20 protein-coding genes are annotated in these 19215 nt (G+C 72.6%); 12 read left to right on the top strand and 8 right to left on the bottom strand.

All coding sequences use genetic code 11. The features are described from left to right. Positions 1 to 38: 38 nt before the first annotated feature. The 3 genes from ACIQVI_RS17375 to ACIQVI_RS17385 are packed head-to-tail and all read left to right on the top strand — an operon-like array spanning position 39 to position 2226. Positions 39 to 950: a phosphotransferase family protein gene (locus ACIQVI_RS17375; RefSeq protein WP_403596316.1), complete on the top strand. Its 912-nt coding sequence runs from the start codon at positions 39 to 41 to the stop codon at positions 948 to 950. Between the two features lies 1 nt (position 951). Continuing rightward, on the top strand, positions 952 to 1644 hold the full coding sequence (locus ACIQVI_RS17380; RefSeq protein WP_403596319.1) for a class I SAM-dependent methyltransferase: 693 nt from the start codon (positions 952 to 954) through the stop codon (positions 1642 to 1644). Positions 1645 to 1677: 33 nt separating this feature from the next. Then, a complete protein-coding gene (locus tag ACIQVI_RS17385; RefSeq protein WP_403596322.1) occupies positions 1678 to 2226 on the top strand; it encodes an HAD domain-containing protein in 549 nt (182 codons plus the stop codon). 57 nt (positions 2227 to 2283) lie between these two features. On the opposite strand, the gene sodN is transcribed toward ACIQVI_RS17385, so the two are convergent. Next, positions 2284 to 2679: a superoxide dismutase, Ni gene (sodN, locus tag ACIQVI_RS17390; RefSeq protein ID WP_053640538.1), complete on the bottom strand. Its 396-nt coding sequence runs from the start codon at positions 2677 to 2679 to the stop codon at positions 2284 to 2286. A 150-nt stretch (positions 2680 to 2829) separates the two neighbouring features. On the opposite strand from sodN, the gene sodX reads away from it, so the two are divergent. Continuing rightward, positions 2830 to 3264 (top strand): nickel-type superoxide dismutase maturation protease, encoded by a 435-nt coding sequence (gene sodX / locus ACIQVI_RS17395; protein WP_079131032.1) that lies wholly within the window; start codon positions 2830 to 2832, stop codon positions 3262 to 3264. Here the strand turns inward: sodX and ACIQVI_RS17400 are convergent. After that, the gene (locus ACIQVI_RS17400) at positions 3168 to 3797 is read right to left on the bottom strand and encodes a CGNR zinc finger domain-containing protein (protein WP_351974261.1); all 630 of its coding nucleotides are present in this window, start codon (positions 3795 to 3797) and stop codon (positions 3168 to 3170) included. The two genes, sodX and ACIQVI_RS17400, sit on opposite strands and share 97 nt — an antisense overlap. Positions 3798 to 3891: 94 nt before the next feature. Here ACIQVI_RS17400 and ACIQVI_RS17405 point away from each other — a divergent pair, with 94 nt between their 5' ends. Next, positions 3892 to 4641: a class I SAM-dependent methyltransferase gene (locus ACIQVI_RS17405; protein ID WP_403596327.1), complete on the top strand. Its 750-nt coding sequence runs from the start codon at positions 3892 to 3894 to the stop codon at positions 4639 to 4641. A 60-nt stretch (positions 4642 to 4701) separates the two neighbouring features. On the opposite strand, the gene ACIQVI_RS17410 is transcribed toward ACIQVI_RS17405, so the two are convergent. From ACIQVI_RS17410 to ACIQVI_RS17420, 3 genes are read right to left on the bottom strand one after another with little or no spacing between them, the layout of a single operon-like run. Next, complete coding sequence (locus ACIQVI_RS17410; RefSeq protein WP_121829592.1) at positions 4702 to 5469, bottom strand: amino acid ABC transporter ATP-binding protein; 768 nt, start codon at positions 5467 to 5469, stop codon at positions 4702 to 4704. After that, the gene (locus ACIQVI_RS17415; protein WP_383409393.1) at positions 5466 to 6416 is read right to left on the bottom strand and encodes an amino acid ABC transporter permease; all 951 of its coding nucleotides are present in this window, start codon (positions 6414 to 6416) and stop codon (positions 5466 to 5468) included. The genes ACIQVI_RS17410 and ACIQVI_RS17415 overlap by 4 nt, the downstream gene beginning before the upstream one ends. 29 nt (positions 6417 to 6445) lie before the next feature. Then, entirely contained in the window at positions 6446 to 7414 is a 969-nt protein-coding gene (locus ACIQVI_RS17420) for an ABC transporter substrate-binding protein (protein ID WP_351974292.1), read from the bottom strand. Between the two features lie 537 nt (positions 7415 to 7951). Here ACIQVI_RS17420 and ACIQVI_RS17425 point away from each other — a divergent pair. From ACIQVI_RS17425 to ACIQVI_RS17435, 3 genes are all read left to right on the top strand, one after another. Continuing rightward, a complete protein-coding gene (locus ACIQVI_RS17425; protein ID WP_403596332.1) occupies positions 7952 to 9160 on the top strand; it encodes an NADP-dependent malic enzyme in 1209 nt (402 codons plus the stop codon). Positions 9161 to 9418: 258 nt separating this feature from the next. Then, positions 9419 to 10384: a zinc-binding dehydrogenase gene (locus ACIQVI_RS17430; RefSeq protein ID WP_403596335.1), complete on the top strand. Its 966-nt coding sequence runs from the start codon at positions 9419 to 9421 to the stop codon at positions 10382 to 10384. Positions 10385 to 10504: 120 nt separating this feature from the next. Further along, on the top strand, positions 10505 to 11911 hold the full coding sequence (locus tag ACIQVI_RS17435; RefSeq protein WP_403596338.1) for a cellulase family glycosylhydrolase: 1407 nt from the start codon (positions 10505 to 10507) through the stop codon (positions 11909 to 11911). Between the two features lie 287 nt (positions 11912 to 12198). On the opposite strand, the gene ACIQVI_RS17440 is transcribed toward ACIQVI_RS17435, so the two are convergent. Together ACIQVI_RS17440 and ACIQVI_RS17445 are read right to left on the bottom strand one after the other, a co-directional pair. Then, entirely contained in the window at positions 12199 to 13101 is a 903-nt protein-coding gene (locus ACIQVI_RS17440; RefSeq protein ID WP_403596341.1) for a helix-turn-helix transcriptional regulator, read from the bottom strand. Position 13102: 1 nt separating this feature from the next. Next, the gene (locus ACIQVI_RS17445) at positions 13103 to 13978 is read right to left on the bottom strand and encodes a DUF4097 family beta strand repeat-containing protein (RefSeq protein WP_121829585.1); all 876 of its coding nucleotides are present in this window, start codon (positions 13976 to 13978) and stop codon (positions 13103 to 13105) included. A gap of 150 nt (positions 13979 to 14128) precedes the next feature. Here ACIQVI_RS17445 and ACIQVI_RS17450 point away from each other — a divergent pair, with 150 nt between their 5' ends. Further along, positions 14129 to 14944 (top strand): hypothetical protein, encoded by an 816-nt coding sequence (locus ACIQVI_RS17450; protein WP_351973687.1) that lies wholly within the window; start codon positions 14129 to 14131, stop codon positions 14942 to 14944. A 63-nt stretch (positions 14945 to 15007) separates the two neighbouring features. Here ACIQVI_RS17450 and ACIQVI_RS17455 read toward each other — a convergent pair whose 3' ends face one another. Next, a complete protein-coding gene (locus ACIQVI_RS17455) occupies positions 15008 to 15193 on the bottom strand; it encodes a DUF6104 family protein (RefSeq protein ID WP_037674049.1) in 186 nt (61 codons plus the stop codon). 119 nt (positions 15194 to 15312) lie between these two features. Between ACIQVI_RS17455 and ACIQVI_RS17460 the strand changes: the two genes are divergently transcribed. From ACIQVI_RS17460 to ACIQVI_RS17470, 3 genes are all read left to right on the top strand, one after another. After that, on the top strand, positions 15313 to 16035 hold the full coding sequence (locus ACIQVI_RS17460) for a CU044_2847 family protein (protein ID WP_403596346.1): 723 nt from the start codon (positions 15313 to 15315) through the stop codon (positions 16033 to 16035). Beyond that, positions 16032 to 18077 (top strand): trypsin-like peptidase domain-containing protein, encoded by a 2046-nt coding sequence (locus tag ACIQVI_RS17465; protein WP_403596349.1) that lies wholly within the window; start codon positions 16032 to 16034, stop codon positions 18075 to 18077. Before ACIQVI_RS17460 ends, ACIQVI_RS17465 begins: the two co-directional genes overlap by 4 nt. Positions 18078 to 18198: 121 nt before the next feature. Next, complete coding sequence (locus tag ACIQVI_RS17470) at positions 18199 to 19215, top strand: MoxR family ATPase (RefSeq protein WP_121833910.1); 1017 nt, start codon at positions 18199 to 18201, stop codon at positions 19213 to 19215.

Here is a 19215-nt window from a genome sequence, read left to right on the forward strand (position 1 = left end):
CCGCCCCGGACGCCACCACCCATCCCCGGAGCCCTCCCGTGACCACGAACCCCAGCGCCGAACTCCTCGACAACCTGCTCACCGCGACCGGCCAGACCACCGCCGTACGGGAGGAGGTGCGCGTGTGGTCCATGTCCGGCGTCGAGCGCGTGGCCTTCCCCGAGGGCTCCACGGCCATCTTCAAGTACGCCAAGAAGCCCTTCGACAGCGAGGACCAGGCCCTCCGGCTGGCCCATACCCTCGGCGTACCCGTCCCCCAGGTCCACGCCTACGCCGTCCTGGACGGCTGGCTCGGCATGCTCATGGAGGACCTCGGACCGTTCGTCCGCGAGGCCGACGACCTCGACGGCGTCGCCGCGGCCGTGGTCCTGCACAGCACCCGTACGGCTCCGCCCTTGCCCCTCCTCGACCAGGAGCGGCTGCGGACGCTCCCGGCCCGTGCGCTGGAGCATCTCGAACGGCTGCGCAAGGTCGACCGGTGGCAGGACGCCGACGACGTCGAGGACGCGCTCGACCGGATCGCCCGGGCCGCCGAGGCCCGCTCGGCCGGAGCGACGCTGGAACCGTTCGGCTGGGTGCACTCCGAGTTCCACCCCACCAGCCTCCACATCGGCAAGCGCGGCTGGCGACTGCTCGACTTCGCCCGCGCCTTCACCGGTCCCGGCCTGCTCGACCTCGCCAGCTGGCACGGCACCATCGAGCCCCCGCACCCCGTACGCCTCCGCGTCTTCCTGGAGCAGTACGTCGCCGCCGGCGGCACCCCCGACGCCCTCGCCCCGCGCGGCGGGCTCACCGCCGAGAACTGGGCCCTGGGCTGGCACCGCATGTGGGCCGTCGAGTGGTTCATGGAGCAGTCCGTCCGCTGGATCGACGACCCGGCCACCGACCCCGCCTACCTCAAGGCCGTCCGCCGCCACCTCACCGATGTCCTTCACCTCCTGGGGATCTGACGTGCTCGCCCAGGCATCCCCCTGGCACGCCCACGCCGCCCAGCGCACCGCCGCCGGACTCGCCGAACCCCTGTCCGTACCCCCACGGATGGAATGGACCACGAGACCCGGCCAGGGGCCCGGGGCTGACGTCCTCGGCCCCGACCTGCGCGGCAAACGACTCCTGGAACTCGGCTGCGGCCCCGGCCACAACGCCGCCCACCTCGCCACCCGCCACGGCGCCCACGTCACCGGCGTCGACCTGGTCGGCCTCCAGGTCTGCCGCGCCCGCTCCCATTACGGACGGCTGAACAACCTCACCTTCGTGGCCGGCCACGCGCTGCACTACCTGCACGCCTCCGACGAGCAGTTCGACGCGATCTACTCCGTCTTCGGGGCTATCGGTCTCGTCGCTCCCGAGCTCCTGCTTCCGGCCATCGCCCAGCGCCTTACGCCTGGACGAGTGCTCGCCTTCTCCGTCCCCCACCCGCAGCGTGGCGGCCGAAGCCCTTCCAGCGACGACCGGCCTCGCCGCGACTACGTCACCCTCCCCGACCGCACCCGGATCCCCATCGCCCGCTGGGAGTTCGACACCGACCGCTGGGAGAGGCACCTCAGCCGGGCGGGCTGCTGGCTTACCTCGGCCCAGGAGTTCCACGACCCGCGCATGGGCCACTGGCCCACCACCCTGCTGATCCGCGCTCGCAAGCTCTGACCGCCGACCCTCGCCCCGGCCCTTGGAGGACCGATGCGCCCGCCCTACCTGCTCCTCGACATCGACGGCGTCCTCATACCCTTCCCTGACGAGCACGGCTCGACCCCAGCCACCCACGCCCGCCACGACGTCGTCCCCACCGGCCGGAGCGCCGACAACCCGGTCACCGTCTGGCTCCACCCCGACCACGGCCGCCTGCTCATGGACGTGATCCGCACCGGCCTGGTCACCCCGGTCTGGTGCACCAGCTGGCGCCAGGACGCCACCGCCCTCATCGGCCCGCTCCTCAACCTTCCGAGCCTGCCTTACATCGACCTGCCGCGGCCCCGGATCACTACCAGCCATCCCAACGGCTACCTCTGGAAGCGCGACCACGTCGACGCCTGGCTCGGTGACGCTCCCGTCGTCTGGATCGACGACGACTTCACCGACCTCGACCATGCTTGGGCCGCGGAGCGCACCACCAGGGGAGTGCCGACCTTCCTCATTCAGCCCGTCTCGCGTCTCGGGCTGCAACCCGAGCATCTGGACGAGCTCGCGGCATGGGTCTCGCAGCTGCCCGTAGTTGCTCGTACCGTTTAACGCCCGAAGGGGCACGACCGCCAGGCGGTCGTGCCCCTTCGGATCGGGGACGGAAGGTCAGGCCTTCTTCGTCTCCCAGAAAATCCGGTCGATCTCGGCGATGAGCTCCAGCGCCTTCTCGCCCGTCTTCGGGTCCGTCGACGCCTTGGCGGCCGAGAGGGCCTTCAGGGTGTCGTTGACCAGCTGGTTGAGCTCGGGGTACTTCTCGAAGTGCGGGGGCTTGAAGTAGTCGCTCCAGAGCACCGAGACGTGGTGCTTGGCGAGCTCCGCGCGCTGCTCCTTGATGACCGTGGCGCGGGCCCGGAAGTGCGGGTCCTCGTTGGCCTGGTACTTCTCCTGGACAGCCTTGACAGACTCGGCCTCGATGCGGGCCTGGGCCGGGTCGTACACGCCGCACGGGAGGTCGCAGTGGGCGCTGACCTTCACCTTGGGGGCAAACAGGCGGGAGAGCATTGAGCCGTCCTTCCTCGTGATCGTCTTCTCAGGTGGGACATTACTCGGTGAGAAGGGCGTTTTCTCGGGCGCCCCCGGGGGCTTAGGTCAAAAGTCCAGGGTCACCATGGGACTCGTGTACGAGTGGACGAGTGGATCGGGAGGTGCCGGATGAGCGGGTCGGGGCGGGAGCGGGCGGGGGAGGCCGGGGCTCCGTTCGGGATCGCCGAGGTGACGGGCGTGTCGATGGTGCCCACGCTGCTGCACGGGGACCGGCTGCTCGTGCACTACGGCGGGCGGTTGCGGCCCGGGTGCGTGGCCGTGCTGCGCCATCCGCTCCAGCAGGACCTGCTCGTCGTGAAGCGCCTGATCGAGCGACGCGACGGCGGCTGGTGGGTGCTCGGCGACAACCCGGACGCCGAGGGGGACAGCCGGGTCTTCGGCGCCGTACCGCCCGAACTCGTGCTCGGGCGGGTGCGGGCGCGGTACCGGCCGGTGACGCCGGGGCGTCAGCGTTCGGCCGGGGTGGTGCTCTCCTGGCTCGTCTCGTGCGTCAGGCCCGTGCGGTCCGTGCGCTCCGCCTCCAGGCGCTTGCGGGCCCGGTAGGCCGCCACGTTGGCGCGGGTCGCGCAGCGGTCCGAGCAGTAGCGGCGGGACCGGTTGGTGGAGGTGTCCAGGTAGGCGTTGCGGCAGGGCGGCGCCTGGCACAGGCCGAGCCGGTCCGCGCCGAACTCGGTGAGGTGGAAGGCGAGCCCCATCGCGCAGATGGCCGCGTACCCCGTCGTCGCGTTCGAGGAGTGGTCGGCGAGGTGCATGTGCCAGCGCGGCCGGCCCTCCTCGTCGAGGAAGTCGTGGCCCGAGATCTGGGGGCTGACCGGGAACTCCAGGAGCAGCGAGTTCAGGAGGTCCACGGCGCCCGTGTGGTCGCCCTCGTCGGCCGCGGTGAAGACCGCCCGCAGCCGCGTCCGGATCGCGCGGAAGCGGGGCAGGTCCGCCTCGGTGACCCGCCGGGCCATCTGGGAGGCCTCCCCGAAGAGGTCCCGCACCACCTCGACGGAGGTCAGGGAGTCCTTGCCGCGGGCCGGCTCCTCGGTGTTGACCAGACGCACGGCGAAATCCGAGTAATGGGCCAGTTCCACTTGTAGTCCTTACTTCGGCGGGCTAGTGTCTCGGTCGAAGGGGGTAACGACTGTTTTCCCTTCGAGGGTATTACGAAGTGGGGAGGGCACGGCGATGACCGGAACCGACTGGGCGGGCTGGCAGCAGAGCTGGGACCGTCAGCAGGAGTGGTACATGCCGGACCGCGAGGAGCGGTTCCGCGTGATGCTCGACATGGTCGAGGCGGTGGTGGGACCGAAGCCCCGCGTCCTCGACCTCGCGTGCGGTACGGGAAGTATCACGGATCGGCTCCTCAAGAGGTTCCCGGAGGCGACCAGTACCGGTGTCGACCTCGACCCCGCCCTCCTCGCCATCGCCGAGGGGTACTTCGCCGGGGACGGGCGCGTCGCCTTCGTGACCGCCGACCTCAAGGACCCCGCGTGGGCCGCGAGCCTGCCGTACGACTCGTACGACGCCGTTCTCACCGCCACCGCCCTGCACTGGCTCCACAGCGAGCCCCTCGCCGCCCTCTACGGGCAGCTCGCCGGGCTCGTCCGGGACGGCGGCGTCCTCATGAACGCCGACCACATGATCGACGAGTCCACGCCCCGCATCAACGCCGCCGAGCGCGCTCGGCGGCACGCGCGCATGGACCGCGAGAAGGCCGCCGGCGTCCTCGACTGGGCCGACTGGTGGGCCCTCGCCGCGAAGGACCCCGTCCTGGCCGGGCCCACCGCCCGCCGCTTCGAGATCTACGGCGAGCACGCCGACGGCGACATGCCCTCCCCGCGCTGGCACGCCGACACCCTCCGCGCCGCCGGCTTCGGCGAGGCCCGGACCGTCTGGGCCTCGCCCTCCGACACCCTGCTCCTCGCGGTGAAGTAACCGCCGGGTACGCGGGAAGGGGCGGTACGGGAGATCCCGTACCGCCCCTTCCCGTACGCCCTACAGCACCTTGGACAGGAACGCCTTCGTCCGGTCGTGCTGCGGGTTGCCCAGGACGTCGCGCGGGTTGCCCGACTCGACCACCACGCCGCCGTCCATGAAGACCAGCGAGTCACCGACCTCGCGGGCGAAGCCCATCTCGTGCGTGACGACGACCATCGTCATGCCCGACTCGGCCAGGTCCCGCATGACGTCGAGGACGTCGCCGACCAGCTCCGGGTCGAGCGCCGAGGTCGGCTCGTCGAAGAGCATCAGCTTCGGCTCCATCGCCAGCGCGCGGGCGATGGCCACGCGCTGCTGCTGGCCGCCCGAGAGCTGCGAGGGGTAGTTGCCCGTCTTGTCCCGCAGGCCGACCCGGTCGAGCAGGCGCTCGGCGCGCTCGCGCGCCACCGCCTTGGACTCGCCCTTGACCTGGATGGGCGCCTCCATGACGTTGGCCAGGGCCGTCATGTGCGGGAACAGGTTGAAGCGCTGGAAGACCATGCCGATGTCGCGGCGCTGGAGCGCGACCTCGCTGTCCTTCAGCTCGTAGAGCTTGTCGCCCTTCTGGCGGTAGCCCACCAGGTGCCCGTCGACCGAGAGCCGGCCGGCGTCGATGCGCTCCAGGTGGTTGATGCAGCGCAGGAAGGTCGACTTGCCGGAGCCGGACGGGCCGACCAGGCAGAAGACCTCGCCGTTGCGGACCTCCAGGTCGATGCCCCGGAGGATGTGGGCGGCGCCGTAGGACTTGTGGACGCCTTCGGCCTTGACCATGGGCTCGCCGGTCATCCGGACACCGCCGATCGCTTGAAGGTGGTCAGGTTCGCCTTGATCCGCTGCCAGGGGGTGGGCGGCAGGTTGCGGGTCGAACCGCGGGAGAAGCGACGCTCCAGGTAGTACTGGCCGACGCTGAACACACTGGTCAGCGCGAGGTACCAGATGGAGGCGACGAAGAGCATCTCCATCACGGCGCCGGCCGTGCTGCCGATGTTCGACGAGGCCCTCAGGAGTTCGGTGTACTGCACGGCCGAGACCAGCGACGAGGTCTTCAACATGTTGATGAACTCGTTGCCCGTCGGAGGCACGATCACCCGCATGGCCTGCGGAAGGACGATCCGGCCCATGGTCTTCGTCTGGGACATGCCGAGCGCGTGCGCCGCCTCGGTCTGGCCCTCGTCGACCGACTGGATGCCGGCCCGGACGATCTCCGCCATGTAGGCGCCCTCGTTCAGGCCGAGGCCGAGCAGGGCCACCATGAACGGCGTCATGACGTCCACGGTCTCGTTCTTGTAGATCGGCCCGAGGTCGATGTACTGGAAGATCAGCGACAGGTTGAACCAGACGAGCAGCTGCACGTAGACCGGCGTGCCGCGGAAGAACCAGATGTAGAGCCAGGCCACCGCGCCGGTGACCGGGTTCTTGGACAGCCGCATCACGGCGAAGAGCACGCCGAGGACGAGGCCGAGCGCCATCGAGGCGACGCTGATGAGGATGGTGTTCCACAGGCCGCTGATGATCGACGGGTCGAACACCTTGTCCCACACCGTGTCCCAGATGACGTTGCCCTGGGAGAAGGCGTAGACCAGCCAGCCGAGGAGGACCACGACCACCACGGCGCTGACCCAGCGGCCGTAGTGCCGCACGGGAACGGCCTTGATCGCCTCGTACGGGCTGGAGCCCGCGGGGTCGGACCCGGCCGGAGCGGCGGCCGGGTCCTTGTTGATCTTGTCAGTCATGACGACTGCCCTTCAGTGGTGCGACGAGGTCACTTGCCGGCGTTGACGGTGGCCGACTTGACCGCGCTGTCCTCGACGTCCCACTTCTTCAGGACCTCGGCGTAGGAGCCGTCCTTGATGATGGCGTCGAGCGCTTCCTTGACGGCGTCGCGCAGCTGGGGCTTGTCCTTGGAGACGCCGATGCCGAAGAGGCCGACGTCGCTCTGGCTGCCGACGACCTCGAAGTCGTTGCCGCCGCCCGAGGTCTTCGCGATGTACGCGGCCACCGGGTAGTCGTTCAGGTCGGCGACCGCCCCGCCGGCCTTGACGCGGGTCTGGGCCTCGGCGTCGGTGTCGAAGGCCTGGATCGTCAGCTTCTTGTCGCCGCACTTGGCGGCCTGCGCCTTGAAGGTGTCCTCGTAGATCGTGCCGCGCTGGACGGCCACGGTCTTGCCGCAGAGGTCGTCGAGGGAGTTGATGCCCTGCGGGTTGCCCTTCTTGACCAGGAGGGAGACGCCGGAGCTGAAGTAGTCGACGAAGTCGATGCCCTTGCCGATCTTCTTCCCGGCGTCGTCCAGGCCCTCCTGACGCTTCTTGTTGTCCGTCATCGAGGACATGATCAGGTCCTGGCGGCCGGTGTAGATCGAGGTGATCAGGCCGTCGAAGGTGCCGGAGACGAACTCCAGCTTCACGCCGAGCTGCTTGCTCAGGGCCTGCGCGATGTCGGGGTCGACGCCGACGATCTTGCCGCCCTCGGTGAACTCCATCGGGGCGTACGAGGCGTCCGTGCCGACCTTGATGACGCCGGACTTCTGGATCTCGGCCGGGAGCTTCGAGAAGAGCGGCGCGTTGGAGGCCGGCTTCTGGGAGGGCGAGGTGCCCTCCGCCGAACCGCTCTCGGTCTGGTCGCCACAGGCGGTCAGCAGCATGGAGCCGGCGACCGCGATGGCGGCGACCGCGGCAAGACGGGACGTGCGGGTCTTGGCGGCGGTCGTACAGCGCGTGGAGCGTGCGGTCATGGTCGGGTTCCTCCGGCGTATCAGGGAGATGCCAGGTGGCCACGTACGCATCTTCGAGTGTCGCGGCCTCGTGTGATTACGGCATCTTGCCATTCGGACTGCCTCAAACAGACGGCCACGGATGTCAAAATCGGGTAACGGGTGACCCCCGAATCGCGACAGACCGCTCCATCAGGGCCGGACCTTCTGCGGAATCCCTTCCCCGACACCGAAAAATCTCCGGTTGATCTCGCCATTCGGACGACAGGAAGGCCGCCAATCGGGTGCCCTGGGCACCTATACGGACATCGTGTGACGTGTCATCACCCGACCGTGCCCGGATGCTCTCGGTATGAGTCGTGTCACCGAACGGGTATGGACTCGTCTGCGGTGCCGTCCGTCCGGTAAGAAGGATCCTTACACCCCTCATCCGGGGCTCAGGGCGCGTTGTGCGGCGTGCCCGAGCGGCTGCCCGACAAGGCGGCCGCGGTGCCTCCCCACCCCTCCTCAACCAGGAGCGGCCACCCTCAAATGAAACAGACTCAAGGGGTCAACCCAATGGCAGCGGAGATCGTCAACCCTCGCAACGACAGCGGTACGGAGGCTCCCGAGGAGCCCTTCGATCCTGTCTTCGCCCTCCACCGGGGCGGCAAGATGGCCGTGCAGGCCACCGTTCCCCTCCGGGACAAGGACGACCTGTCCCTCGCGTACACGCCCGGCGTCGCCAAGGTGTGCACCGCGATCGCCGAGCAGCCCGAACTGGTCAACGACTACACCTGGAAGTCCCAGGTCGTCGCGGTCGTGACCGACGGCACCGCGGTGCTCGGCCTCGGCGACATCGGCCCGGAGGCCTCCCTCCCGGTCATGGAGGGGAAGGCCATCCTCTTCAAGCAGTTCGGCGGCGTGGACGCGGTCCCGATCGCCCTCGCCACCACCGACACCGACGAGATCGTCGAGACCGTCGTCCGGCTCGCCCCCTCCTTCGGCGGCGTGAACCTGGAGGACATCTCGGCCCCCCGGTGCTTCGAGATCGAGCGCAAGCTCCAGGAGCGCCTCGACATCCCGGTCTTCCACGACGACCAGCACGGCACCGCGATCGTCACCCTCGCGGCCCTGCGCAACGCGGCGAAGCTGACCGACCGGAACCTGGGCAACCTGCGCGCCGTCATCTCCGGCGCCGGCGCGGCCGGGGTCGCCATCGCCAAGTTCCTCCTGGAGGCCGGCCTCGGCGACGTCGCCGTCGCCGACCGCAAGGGCATCGTCAGCCGCGACCGCGGCGACCTCACGGACGTCAAGCGTGAACTCGCCGAGATCACCAACAAGGCGGGTCTGACCGGCTCCCTGGAGGACGCCCTGGCCGGCGCCGACGTCTTCATCGGCGTCTCCGGCGGTACGGTCCCCGAGGCGGCCGTCGCCTCCATGGCCCCGAACTCCTTCGTGTTCGCCATGGCCAACCCGAACCCCGAGGTCCACCCCGACGTCGCGCACAAGTACGCGGCCGTCGTGGCGACCGGCCGTTCGGACTACCCGAACCAGATCAACAACGTCCTCGCGTTCCCCGGCATCTTCGCCGGCGCGCTCCAGGTCCGGGCCTCCCGGATCACCGAGGGCATGAAGATCGCCGCGGCGAACGCGCTCGCGGACGTGGTCGGCGACCAGCTCGCCGCCGACTACGTGATCCCGTCGCCGTTCGACGAGCGGGTCGCCCCGGCCGTCACCGCCGCGGTCGCCGCCGCCGCCCGCGCCGAGGGCGTCGCCCGCCGCTGACGCGCCTCCGGCACGCCCGAAGGGCCCCGCTCCGCACACCGGGACGGGGCCCTTCGGCGTACGAGGGGTTCCGGGCGCGCGAGGCCCGTACGGGCGCGGATCCGGCGCCCAGGGCCTTCGTGAGCCGTACGTACGGGGCACGGGCCCGTGCCCAGGAGCTTGTACGGGGGCGGGCCCCGTGTCCAGGGATCGCCGGGCGACACGGGTCACACCGGGGTGTGGTTCCCCCGCCCGCCCGCGCGCCCTAGGGTCGGGGCCATGTTCGCTGCCTACGCCGCCCGAATCGACCGTGACCAGCCGCTGAACGGCCTCGAGTTGGGCGAACGCCCCGAACCCGAGGCGCGGGCCGGATGGACCACCGTCACCGTCAAGGCCGCCTCGCTCAACCACCACGACCTGTGGTCGCTGCGCGGAGTGGGCCTGCCCGAGGAGAAGCTGCCGATGATCCTCGGCTGCGACGCCGCCGGAATCGACGAGGACGGCAACGAGGTCGTCCTGCACTCCGTGATCGGCCAGACGGGCCACGGCGTCGGCCCGGACGAGCCCCGGTCCATCCTCACCGAGCGCTACCAGGGCACCTTCGCCGAGCGGGTCACCGTCCCCCGCTGGAACGTGCTGCCCAAGCCGAAGGAGCTCTCCTTCGAGGAGGCCGCCTGCCTGCCCACCGCCTGGCTGACCGCGTACCGGATGCTCTTCACCAACGCCGGTGTGCGGCCCGGGGACTCGGTCCTCGTGCAGGGCGCGGGCGGCGGCGTGGCCACCGCCGCGATCGCCCTCGGCAAGGCCGCCGGCCTGCGGGTCTTCGCCACCAGCCGGGACGAGGAGAAGCGCAAGCGGGCCGTCGAGCTGGGCGCCGTCGAGGCGTACGAGGCGGGGGCGCGGCTCCCGCAGCGGGTGGACGCGGTCATCGAGACCGTCGGCGCCGCGACCTGGTCCCACTCGGTCAAGTCGCTGCGGCCGGGCGGCACGCTCGTCATCTCGGGCGCCACGAGCGGCGACCGCCCCTCGCACGCCGAGCTGACCCGGATCTTCTTCCTGGAGCTGAAGGTCGTCGGCTCCACGATGGGCTCCAAGGACGAGCTGGAGGACCTGCTGTCCTTCTGCGCGGCCACCGGCCTCCGGCCGGTCATCGACGACGTCCTGCCGCTGGACCGGGCGCGGGAGGGCTTCGAGAAGATGGCCGCGGGCGACCTCTTCGGAAAGGTCGTCCTGACGGCCTCCTGACGACCGCCCGGGGGTCCTCCGACGACGGATCTTCCGACGACCCCTTGATGACTCGTCAGTAATGCTGATGGGATCTCCGGCACGCGCACCCCGAACACACCGTCGTGCCGGAGGTCCTCCATGCCGCGAACCACCTGGCGAACCACTCTGCTCGTGAGCGCCCTCGCCGCCGCGCTGCTCGCCCCGACCGCCGCCCGCGCGGAGCCCCGCGCCGGGGCCGTGGGACTCCATGCGGGCGGTGGCATCCCCGCCCTCACCGACGAGCACGGCCGCGTCCTCACCCTGCGCGGCTGGAACGTCGAGGACAAGGCGAACCGGGGCGACGCCGCCCTCTCCGCCGTCACCGAGAAGCACTTCCGCGACATGCGGGCCAAGGGCTTCAACTTCGCCCGCCTCCTGGTCTTCTGGGACGACCTGGAGCCCCGGCCCGGACGGTACAGCCAGACCTATCTGCGGAAGATCGAACGGATTCTGGACTGGGCCGAGAAGCACGACGTCAAGGTCCTCCTCGACGCCCATCAGGACGTCTTCGGGCCCGCGTTCGGCCACCGGGGCATCCCCGAGTGGGCGACCAGGACCGACGGGCTGCCCTTCACCCCGCGCCCGGACGACTGGTTCTCCGAGTACTTCGAGCCCGCCGTCCAGCGGGCCTTCACCCATCTGTACGAGGACGAGGACCTGAGGCGCGCCCAGGCCCGCATGTGGCGGGTGCTCGCCGACCGCTTCGACGACCATCCGGCCGTCCTCGGCTACGACCTGATCAACGAGCCGATGGGGGAGGTCCGGGAGGGCGAGGACCTGGCGACGGCGGCCCGGCGCATCGAACGGGACCAGCTCACCCCGCTCTACAACCGGCTCGCCGACGCGGTCCGCTCGGTCGACCGGGACGCCTGGATCTTCGTCGAGCCGACCCCCATCGTGGGGGAGGGGGTGCCCACCGGACTCGGGCGGATCGACGACCCGAAGGTCGTCTACGCCCCGCACTTCTACAACACCGCCATGGAGGCGGGCGCCGACTACGACCCCGCCGCCGGCTGGATCGAGAGCTACGAGCGGGCCGTCACCCGCTACCCCGAGCAGTACAAGGTGCCCGTGGTGGTGGGGGAGTGGGGGCCGCTCAACAACTCCCTGCCGAACATGAACCGCTTCTACCGCGACGCGATGTCCTCCCTCGGCCGCTACGGCTCCGGCTGGGCGGGCTACGTCTGGTGCTACGGCGGCGGCTACTGCGCGGTCGACGGCACCGGGACCTTCCGCGCCAACAAGGAGCTGACCGCCGAGCCGTACGCGGAGGCGGTCGCGGGCCGGGTCCGCTCCACGACGTACGACCCGGGGGCCGGGGTCTACCGCCTCACGTACGACGCCGCCGGGCGCCGCGGCTCCCGGGTCACCGAGCTCTCCCTGCCGCCCGGCGACTGGCGGGTGACGGCCCGCGGCGCGGCCCTCGTCCTCCGCAAGGACCGCGGCAGGACCTGGATCCTCGCGGCCCCGGACACCCGCGTCACGGTCACGGCCACCCGCGGCTGACGCCGGGGGAGGCGGGCGCGGAGGGGGGTGGGGCGGCGGGCGCCGGGCAGGACCCCGGTGTCAGCGGGGAGCCGGCCGCCCCGGCCCGTACGGGCGCCGGGCACCTGCCCGCACGAGCTGGGCCGTTGGCCGAGGGCCCTGAGCCCGTACGGGCCCGAGGGCTCTGGGCCCGTACGGGCCCGGAAGGTCCTGAGCCCGTGCGGGCCGGAAAGCCCTGAGCCCGTATGGGCCCAAGGGGCCCGAGCCCGTACAGGGCGGCCCCTACAGGCCGTTAGGCCCCCGTCCCCTCACGCCTTCCGTTCCGGGTGCAGCAGGTTCGTGACGTGGTGGGCCGCCGTCGAGAGGTGTCGGCGGGTCTCGGCGAGCTGTTCCGGGGTCACCCCGTGGTCGCGGGCCGCGTCCCGGATCTCGTCGCGGAAGCGGTCGAGGAGCCGGTCGAGGTCGCGGGCCGGGTCGCCCGAACCCTCCACGTCCCGCGCCCACTCCGGCGCCTCGGCCGGGGGCGCCGTGAACGGCGGCTCCCGGTCGGCGCCGGCGGCCTTCGGATGGGTCGTGCCCGTCACCAGGTCCCCGAGCTGGGCCGTGATGCCGGAGATCCCCTCCCAGACGCCCTTGGGCCAGTCGCCGCGCGAGAAGCGGTCCTGGACCTCCTCCTGCACCTGCTGGGCGATCCGCTGGAACTCCTTCGCCTGGCGGCGCGCGGACCGGGCCTCCTCGCGGGCCTCGCGGGCCTGCTGCTTCCACTCCTGTCCGACCCGGCGCAGCTCCTCCTTGGCGTCGGCGAACGAGGAGGGCTCCGCCGTCCGCGTCCGGCCCGCCGCCGCGCGCATCTCGCTGCGGACCCGGCCGGCCGCGCCGCGCACGTCGTCGCGGATCTCCGCCGCCAGCTCCGACACCGACTCGCGGATCTCCCGCTCCAGGTCGTCCAGCTCGGCCCCGCGCCCGTCCAGCTCGGCGCGGCCCGCGTCGGTGATCGAGTACACCTTCCGGCCGCCCTCGCTGGCGTGGGTGACGAGCCCCTCGGCCTCCAGCTTGGCCAGACGGGGGTAGACCGTCCCGGCGGAGGGCGCGTAGAGGCCCTGGAAGCGCTCCTCCAGGAGTCTGATCACCTCGTAGCCGTGGCGCGGGGCCTCGTCGAGCAGCTTGAGCAGATAGAGGCGCAGGCGGCCATGGGCGAAGACGGGCGGCATGTCAGAGCACCTTTCCGGTCGCGGAGGGGGCGGAGGAGGGGCCGGCGCCGGTGTCCTCGTCCGCCTCGGGGCGGCGGAGCAGGGCGATGGAGCCGGAGACGGTGGTGGCCTTGAGCGTGCCCCGGCCCGAACCGAGGGTGCCGGTGACGGTCTTGGTGCCCCACTGGCCCCCCACCCGGAGGTCCTCGAAGGCGTTCGACACGGAGCCGCTCGTGGTGCTCGCCTCGACCCGGGCGTCGGCCGGGTGCGGGAGCCGGATGGCGACCTCGCCGGAGACGCTGGTGAGCCGGATGTCGGCGGGCGGGCCGTCGAGCCCGGCCGGGTCCAGGTCGACGACCATGTCGCCGCTGACCGTCTCGGCCCGCACCGAGCCGCCGGCGCCCTCGATCACCGTCACGTCCCCGGTCACGGAGTTGGCCCGCAGGGCGCCCGTGACCGACTGGGCCTCCAGGTTTCCCGAGACGCTCTCGGCGCGGACCGGGCCGGAGAGCCCGAGCAGGGTGGTGTCGCCGCTGACGCCGCGCACCTCCGTACGCCCTCTGACGCCGGAGACGACGGCCTCGGCGCCGACCACGCCGACCTCGACGTCGGCACCCGCGGGGACGGCGACGGAGACGACGGCCCGGCGCCGGTACTCCTTGCGGTCGAACCACTTGAGGACGCTCTTCCACTGGAGGTCCTCGTACCCCACTGTCAGGGTGGAGCCGTCCTGCGAGACGACCAGCGGCGGGCCGTCGATCTCGGAGATCTCCACGCGGGCGGAACTCTCGTCCGTCCCCACCACGTTCACCGTGCCGTTGACGACGCGGATCCGCAGGCGCGTCACGGGGTCGGCCGGCGCGAGCTTCGTCGGCTCGGTGACGGACCACTCTGTCATGGTGCTGACCTCCCGTATCGGCAACGCAACATATCGCGTCTCTCGAACAACACGATATATCGCGGTTCGGTGAAGTCAACCCTGACTCGTCCCTGAGGCAAGGGGGGGCAATCACCCCCTTGTGTGGACAAATTGCCCTAGCGTAGGGGCATGAACGCGACATCCGGACCGAACCCCGTCGGGGCGCTGCTGCTCTGCCGCGCCGAGCCCCCGGCGGTCCGGCCGCCGGCCCGGCTGCTCGGGGAACACCTGCTCCTCGCCCCCGCCGGCACCGGCTGGAGCGTGCTCGTACCGGAGGGGAAGCCCTGGCTCCACGGCGGGGAGTCCGTCGAACAGGTCGTCACCGGCTGGGCCACCGCCCTCGCCGTCCCGGCCGCCACCTGGCCCGTCGTCGCGCTGTGGTGGGACCGCGACCGGGCCGGGCTCACCCTCGCGGCGGGCTTCCGCCGCACGGTCGGCTACACCTGGCTCGCGGACGGCACCCCCGTCGGCGAGGACGAGGCCATGCGCACCTTCGCCGCCCGGCTCGCCCTCGACCCCGTCCTCGACGTGCAGGCCCTCGAACCCCTCACCGGGCCCGACCCGGAGGCCGACGCGCACAGCCGGCTCGTCGGGGTCGTCGCGGTCCTCGCCCGCGCCGGGCTCGCGCTGCCCACCGGCCTCGCCCCCGGCGACAACGCCGACCGGCTCCGCTCCGTCGCCCTCGCCCAGGGCGCCGAACCGATCGAAGGAGCCGCCTGGAGGGACGCGGTCCGCGCCGAACTCGACGTGGTGGAGGAAGGGCCCCTCGGCCCGTACCTGCGCGGCCCCAGGGCGCGCGTGCTGGGCGGGGCGCAGCTCCTGGCGGGGGTGCCGCTGCTGCTCTGGGGCGCCGGCCGGCGCAGCGGCGGCTGGGCGACGGCCGGGGCCCTGCTCGTCGCGCACGGCGCGCTCGGACTCGCCTACGACCGGCTGCGGGAGCGGTGACCGCGGGCCGGGAGCCGTGAGCGGCGACCGTACGCCCGGGGGCGGCGCGCGTACGCCCGCGTCCTACTCCTCGTCGTCGTCCTCGTCGTCCAGACGGGCCAGCCAGGTCGCGAGGCGCTCGACCGGCACCTCGAAGTCGGGGTTGAGGTCGACGAACGTCCGCAGCTGCTCGGCGAGCCACTCGAAGGTGACCTCCTCCTCGCCTCGCCGCTTCTCCAGTTCCTCGATGCCACGGTCGGTGAAGTACATGCGATCAGGATAGGCCGTGTCCCCGGCGTGCCCCGCCGTCTCCTCCCGTCCCCTGTCGCCCGTCAGTCCCACCGATTAGCCTTCTGGATCCAACAACGCTTCGGGGAGCGGGGGCCGCTGTGGCGCAGGGGATCGCTCGGATTCGGCTGGACGACGGCACGCCCGTGTGGGCGCGGGTCGGGGACGCGGAGGAACTCGGCGGGGGCGGCGGGTTCCAGGACACCGGCGTCAGGGACCGGGTGGTCTCCATGGCCGGGGGACTCACGGACGTCGTGCGCGGGGTGGTCGGCTCGCTGCGCGCCGGGCTCGACCCCCAGGGACCCGTCGAGGTCGCCGTCAGCTTCGGCATCGAACTGACGGCGCAGTCCGGCAAGGTGATCGGCGTCCTCGCGGACGGGTCGGGCACGGCCTCCGTGAACGTCTCCCTCACCTGGACCGAACCGGGCCCCCGGCCCGCGCCGGACGAGACCACCGGCCTTGAAGCGGCCCCGACTCCTGACGTGGCTCCGGCTCCCGGCGCGGCTCCGACTCCCAACGTGGGCTCGACTTCCGGTACGGCCACGACTCCTGGCGCGGACTCGACTTCCGGCGCGGCCGCTACTCCTGGCGCCACCCCCGTGCCGGGCACTACCGCCGCCACCCCGGGCCCGGCCTCCGCCGCGAGCACCGCGCCCGCCCCCGCCCCCGCGTACCGGCCGCCCGTCGTGCCCCCGGTCCCCGCCTCGCCCCCCGTACCCCCCGCGCCCACCGTCCCGCCGGCGCGCGCCCCGCTCCCGGAGGGGGCCGCGCCGCCGCCCGGGAGCGGTCCGCACGCGCGCGTGGCGGACGACGGAGCCGCATGAGCGCCTTCGACGCTCTCGTGCGCCCCGCACTGGTACGCATCGCCGCTCCCGGCAGCGGGTATGACCCGCACGGCGACCGGTACTGGGGCACCGGCTTCTTCATCGCCCCCGGCTGGGTGCTGACCTGCGCCCATGTCGTGGCCGAGGGGGGAAGCGCGGTGTGGAGGAGCGAGCCGGTCGTCGGCGTCACCTGGGAGGACGGCAAGACCACCCGCGAGGCCACCGGCACCGTCGTGCTCGCCCTGCCCCGCCCCGAGCGGCCCGAGGACCCGCCCGACCGGTGGGCCTTCCCCGACGTCGCGCTCCTGCGCGTGCCCGGCACCCAGCAGGCGTCCTGCGTGCGCCTCGGCGAGCGCCCGCCCGTCCCGCCGACCGCCGTCGGCCTGCACGGCTGGTCCCGCGAGACCGGCGAACTCGGCGTCCGGCACGTCCAGGGGCAGCTGATCGGCAGCGACGGACAGGCCCTGATCACCGACTGGGTCATGCCCGTCGAGGGCTGCTCCGGCGGCCCCGTCGTCGACCTCGCCCAAGGGGCCGTCGTCGGCCTCAACAAGGGACGCGGACGCGACGGCGGGGCCGTCGTCCCCGTCACCGCCCTGCGCCGGCTCCACGACCTCCCCGGCGGCGGCGCGATGGGCGAGGCGCTGCGCGCCCACGACCGCCACCACCTCGCCCGCTACCGCTCCCTCGACGACCGGCCCGACTGGACCCGCGCCCAGCGGCTGCTGCCCGCCTCCCACGGCGTCAGCCCCGGCCTGCGCACCCAGCTGTACGGGCACTTCGCCGAACTCCCCGCGCCCACCGCCCCCGGCGAGGTCATGGACCTCATCGACCAGGTCAAGGCCTGGATCAGGGACGACGACCTGCCGGACGCCCTGGAGGACGACCCGCGCACCTGGAGCGAGGGCGCCGGACTCCTGCGCGGCCTGCGCGCGCCCCGCCGGGACGGCGTCCGCGACCTCGACCTCGACGCCGTCCTGCTGTACGCCGCCCACGTCGTCCGGCACGTCTCCGGGCGGTACGGCGAGCGGGCCGACACCGCCGCCCTCACCCGCTGGATCGTCGACGAGTCGGGCGACGCCGACCGCCACCTGAGGCGCGCGATCGACCGGCTGGTCGGCCCCGGCCGGGCCGCGCCCCTCTCCGTGCGCGAACCCCGCGCGCGTGCCGACGTCCTCCTGGAGATCGACACCCCCCGCTACGACCGGCGCTACCCCTGGCGGGTCAAGCTCCTCCTCGACGGGCACACGGTCAGCCCGCTCCACTGCGACGACCGGGGGGTCGAGCGGGCCCGGCTCCGGGAGACCCTGCGCGAACCGCTCGCGGACGCCCTCCGGCGCGGCGACAGCGGACCGCACCTGGCCGCCGTGGAGGCCGTGCTGCCCCGCGAACTCTTCGACGAACCTCTCGACACCTGGCGGCTCGAACCGCCCCAGGGACCCGAGGACACCTGGGCCGCCACCCTCGGCCAGCGCCGGATCGTCGTCATCCGCGACGCCCGCCGCCACGACCGCGAACCGGCCCCCGAATGGCGCGAGCGCTGGGAGGCGGGGGAGCGCGGACCGCTGCGCGCCGCCCCGCTGCGCGCCGAGGTGCCGGGCGCGGGCCCCGGCGCCCACACCGCGCGCGTGCGCCGGGAGACCTGGGCGGAGGCGTACGACCGGCTGCGCGACGCCGAGGGCGGCACCGTCCCCGTCTACTGCGGCCCGGTCGGCAGCGGCGACGGGCTCATGGCGATGAACGCCGCCCTCGCCGCCGGCCACCCCCTGGCCCTCTGGCGGACCGGCGCCCACGACCACACCGACTGCGCCGAGTTCCACGAGCGGGCCGACCGGCTGCTCGCGGACGCCGCCACCGCCTGGGGCGTGCGCGGCCCGGTCCGCTCCCTGCGCACCCGCGCCCCCGACCGGGCGGCCGGCCCCGAGGCGCGGGCCGCCTACGGCTGGGCCGAGACCATCGCCGTACTCCTCGACCCGCCCGACCGGCCCCCGCACGGCGGGCGCCTGGAGGCCCCGCCCCTGCTCGGGGAGGGGGAGCAGTGACCGCGGCGGCCACCGGGACGACGGCACCCCGATCCGGCCGGAACGGGCATCGGCGGCCCCCGCCCCCGGGCGGTATTTTCGACGGGCCCGGCACCGACACCACAGCCAGGAGGAGTCCCTCGTGAACGATTGGCGGATCTACCGTGGTGCCGGTCTCCCGCACGACGAGATACGGCGGCTGCCCGCCCCGCCGCCCTGGCGCGACTTTTCGGCCGGCGGCGCGGACGACACCCTGGCGGGCTCCGGCCGGAGGCTCGGCGTCCGCCGCCGGCTCGTCCAGAACCACCACCCCAGGCCCGCCGAGACCGACGCCGTCAACGCCGCCCTGTACCTGCGGCGCCCACTGCTCGTCACCGGGAACCCCGGCACCGGCAAGTCCACCCTCGCCCACGCCGTCGCCCACGAACTGGGCCTCGGGCGCGTGCTGCGCTGGCCCGTCGTCAGCCGCACCACCCTCCAGGACGGCCTCTACCGGTACGACGCCATCGGACGGCTCCAGGACGTCCAACTGGAGCGCGCCCGGCCCGACTCGACCGGCTCCGCCGCCGCGACCCCGGCCGGCATCGGCTCGTACATCCGGCTCGGACCGCTCGGCACCGCGCTGCTCCCCTCCGAGCAGCCCCGCGTGCTGCTCATCGACGAACTCGACAAGAGCGACCTCGACCTGCCGAACGACCTCCTGAACGCCCTGGAGGAGGGCGAGTTCGCCATCCCCGAGCTGGAGCGGCTCGCCGACCGGGAGCCCGTCGTGGAGGTCCTGAGCGACGACGGGCGCAAGGTGCGGATCTTCGGCGGCCGGGTCCGCTGCACCACCTTCCCCTTCATCGTCCTCACCTCCAACGGCGAACGGGACTTTCCCGCCGCCCTGTTGCGCCGCTGCATCCGCCTGGAGCTCGAACCGCCCGGCGAGGAGCAGCTCGGCGCCATGATCGAGGCCCACCTCGGGGCCGACGCCGCGACCGGCGAGGGCGAACGGGACCTCGTCCAGCGGTTCCTGAACCGCGAACCCGGCGAGGTGATCGCCACCGACCAGCTCCTCAACGCCCTCTACCTGACCCAGCACGCCTCCCGCGCCGAGCGGGTCACCAGGGAGCGCATCGCGGACATGCTCATGCAACCGCTCGACCAGCCGAGGTGA

This window comes from Streptomyces sp. NPDC098101 (assembly GCF_044760185.1).
GTDB lineage: Bacteria > Actinomycetota > Actinomycetes > Streptomycetales > Streptomycetaceae > Streptomyces.

Coding starts and splice junctions, on each gene's coding strand:
- ACIQVI_RS17385 (WP_403596322.1), top strand. CDS start 1,678: ATGCGCCCGCCCTACCTGCTCCTCGACATCGACGGCGTCCTCATACCC.
- sodN (WP_053640538.1), bottom strand. CDS start 2,679: ATGCTCTCCCGCCTGTTTGCCCCCAAGGTGAAGGTCAGCGCCCACTGC.
- sodX (WP_079131032.1), top strand. CDS start 2,830: ATGAGCGGGTCGGGGCGGGAGCGGGCGGGGGAGGCCGGGGCTCCGTTC.
- ACIQVI_RS17405 (WP_403596327.1), top strand. CDS start 3,892: ATGACCGGAACCGACTGGGCGGGCTGGCAGCAGAGCTGGGACCGTCAG.
- ACIQVI_RS17410 (WP_121829592.1), bottom strand. CDS start 5,469: ATGACCGGCGAGCCCATGGTCAAGGCCGAAGGCGTCCACAAGTCCTAC.
- ACIQVI_RS17415 (WP_383409393.1), bottom strand. CDS start 6,416: ATGACTGACAAGATCAACAAGGACCCGGCCGCCGCTCCGGCCGGGTCC.
- ACIQVI_RS17420 (WP_351974292.1), bottom strand. CDS start 7,414: ATGACCGCACGCTCCACGCGCTGTACGACCGCCGCCAAGACCCGCACG.
- ACIQVI_RS17425 (WP_403596332.1), top strand. CDS start 7,952: ATGGCAGCGGAGATCGTCAACCCTCGCAACGACAGCGGTACGGAGGCT.
- ACIQVI_RS17430 (WP_403596335.1), top strand. CDS start 9,419: ATGTTCGCTGCCTACGCCGCCCGAATCGACCGTGACCAGCCGCTGAAC.
- ACIQVI_RS17435 (WP_403596338.1), top strand. CDS start 10,505: ATGCCGCGAACCACCTGGCGAACCACTCTGCTCGTGAGCGCCCTCGCC.
- ACIQVI_RS17440 (WP_403596341.1), bottom strand. CDS start 13,101: ATGCCGCCCGTCTTCGCCCATGGCCGCCTGCGCCTCTATCTGCTCAAG.
- ACIQVI_RS17445 (WP_121829585.1), bottom strand. CDS start 13,978: ATGACAGAGTGGTCCGTCACCGAGCCGACGAAGCTCGCGCCGGCCGAC.
- ACIQVI_RS17450 (WP_351973687.1), top strand. CDS start 14,129: ATGAACGCGACATCCGGACCGAACCCCGTCGGGGCGCTGCTGCTCTGC.
- ACIQVI_RS17455 (WP_037674049.1), bottom strand. CDS start 15,193: ATGTACTTCACCGACCGTGGCATCGAGGAACTGGAGAAGCGGCGAGGC.
- ACIQVI_RS17465 (WP_403596349.1), top strand. CDS start 16,032: ATGAGCGCCTTCGACGCTCTCGTGCGCCCCGCACTGGTACGCATCGCC.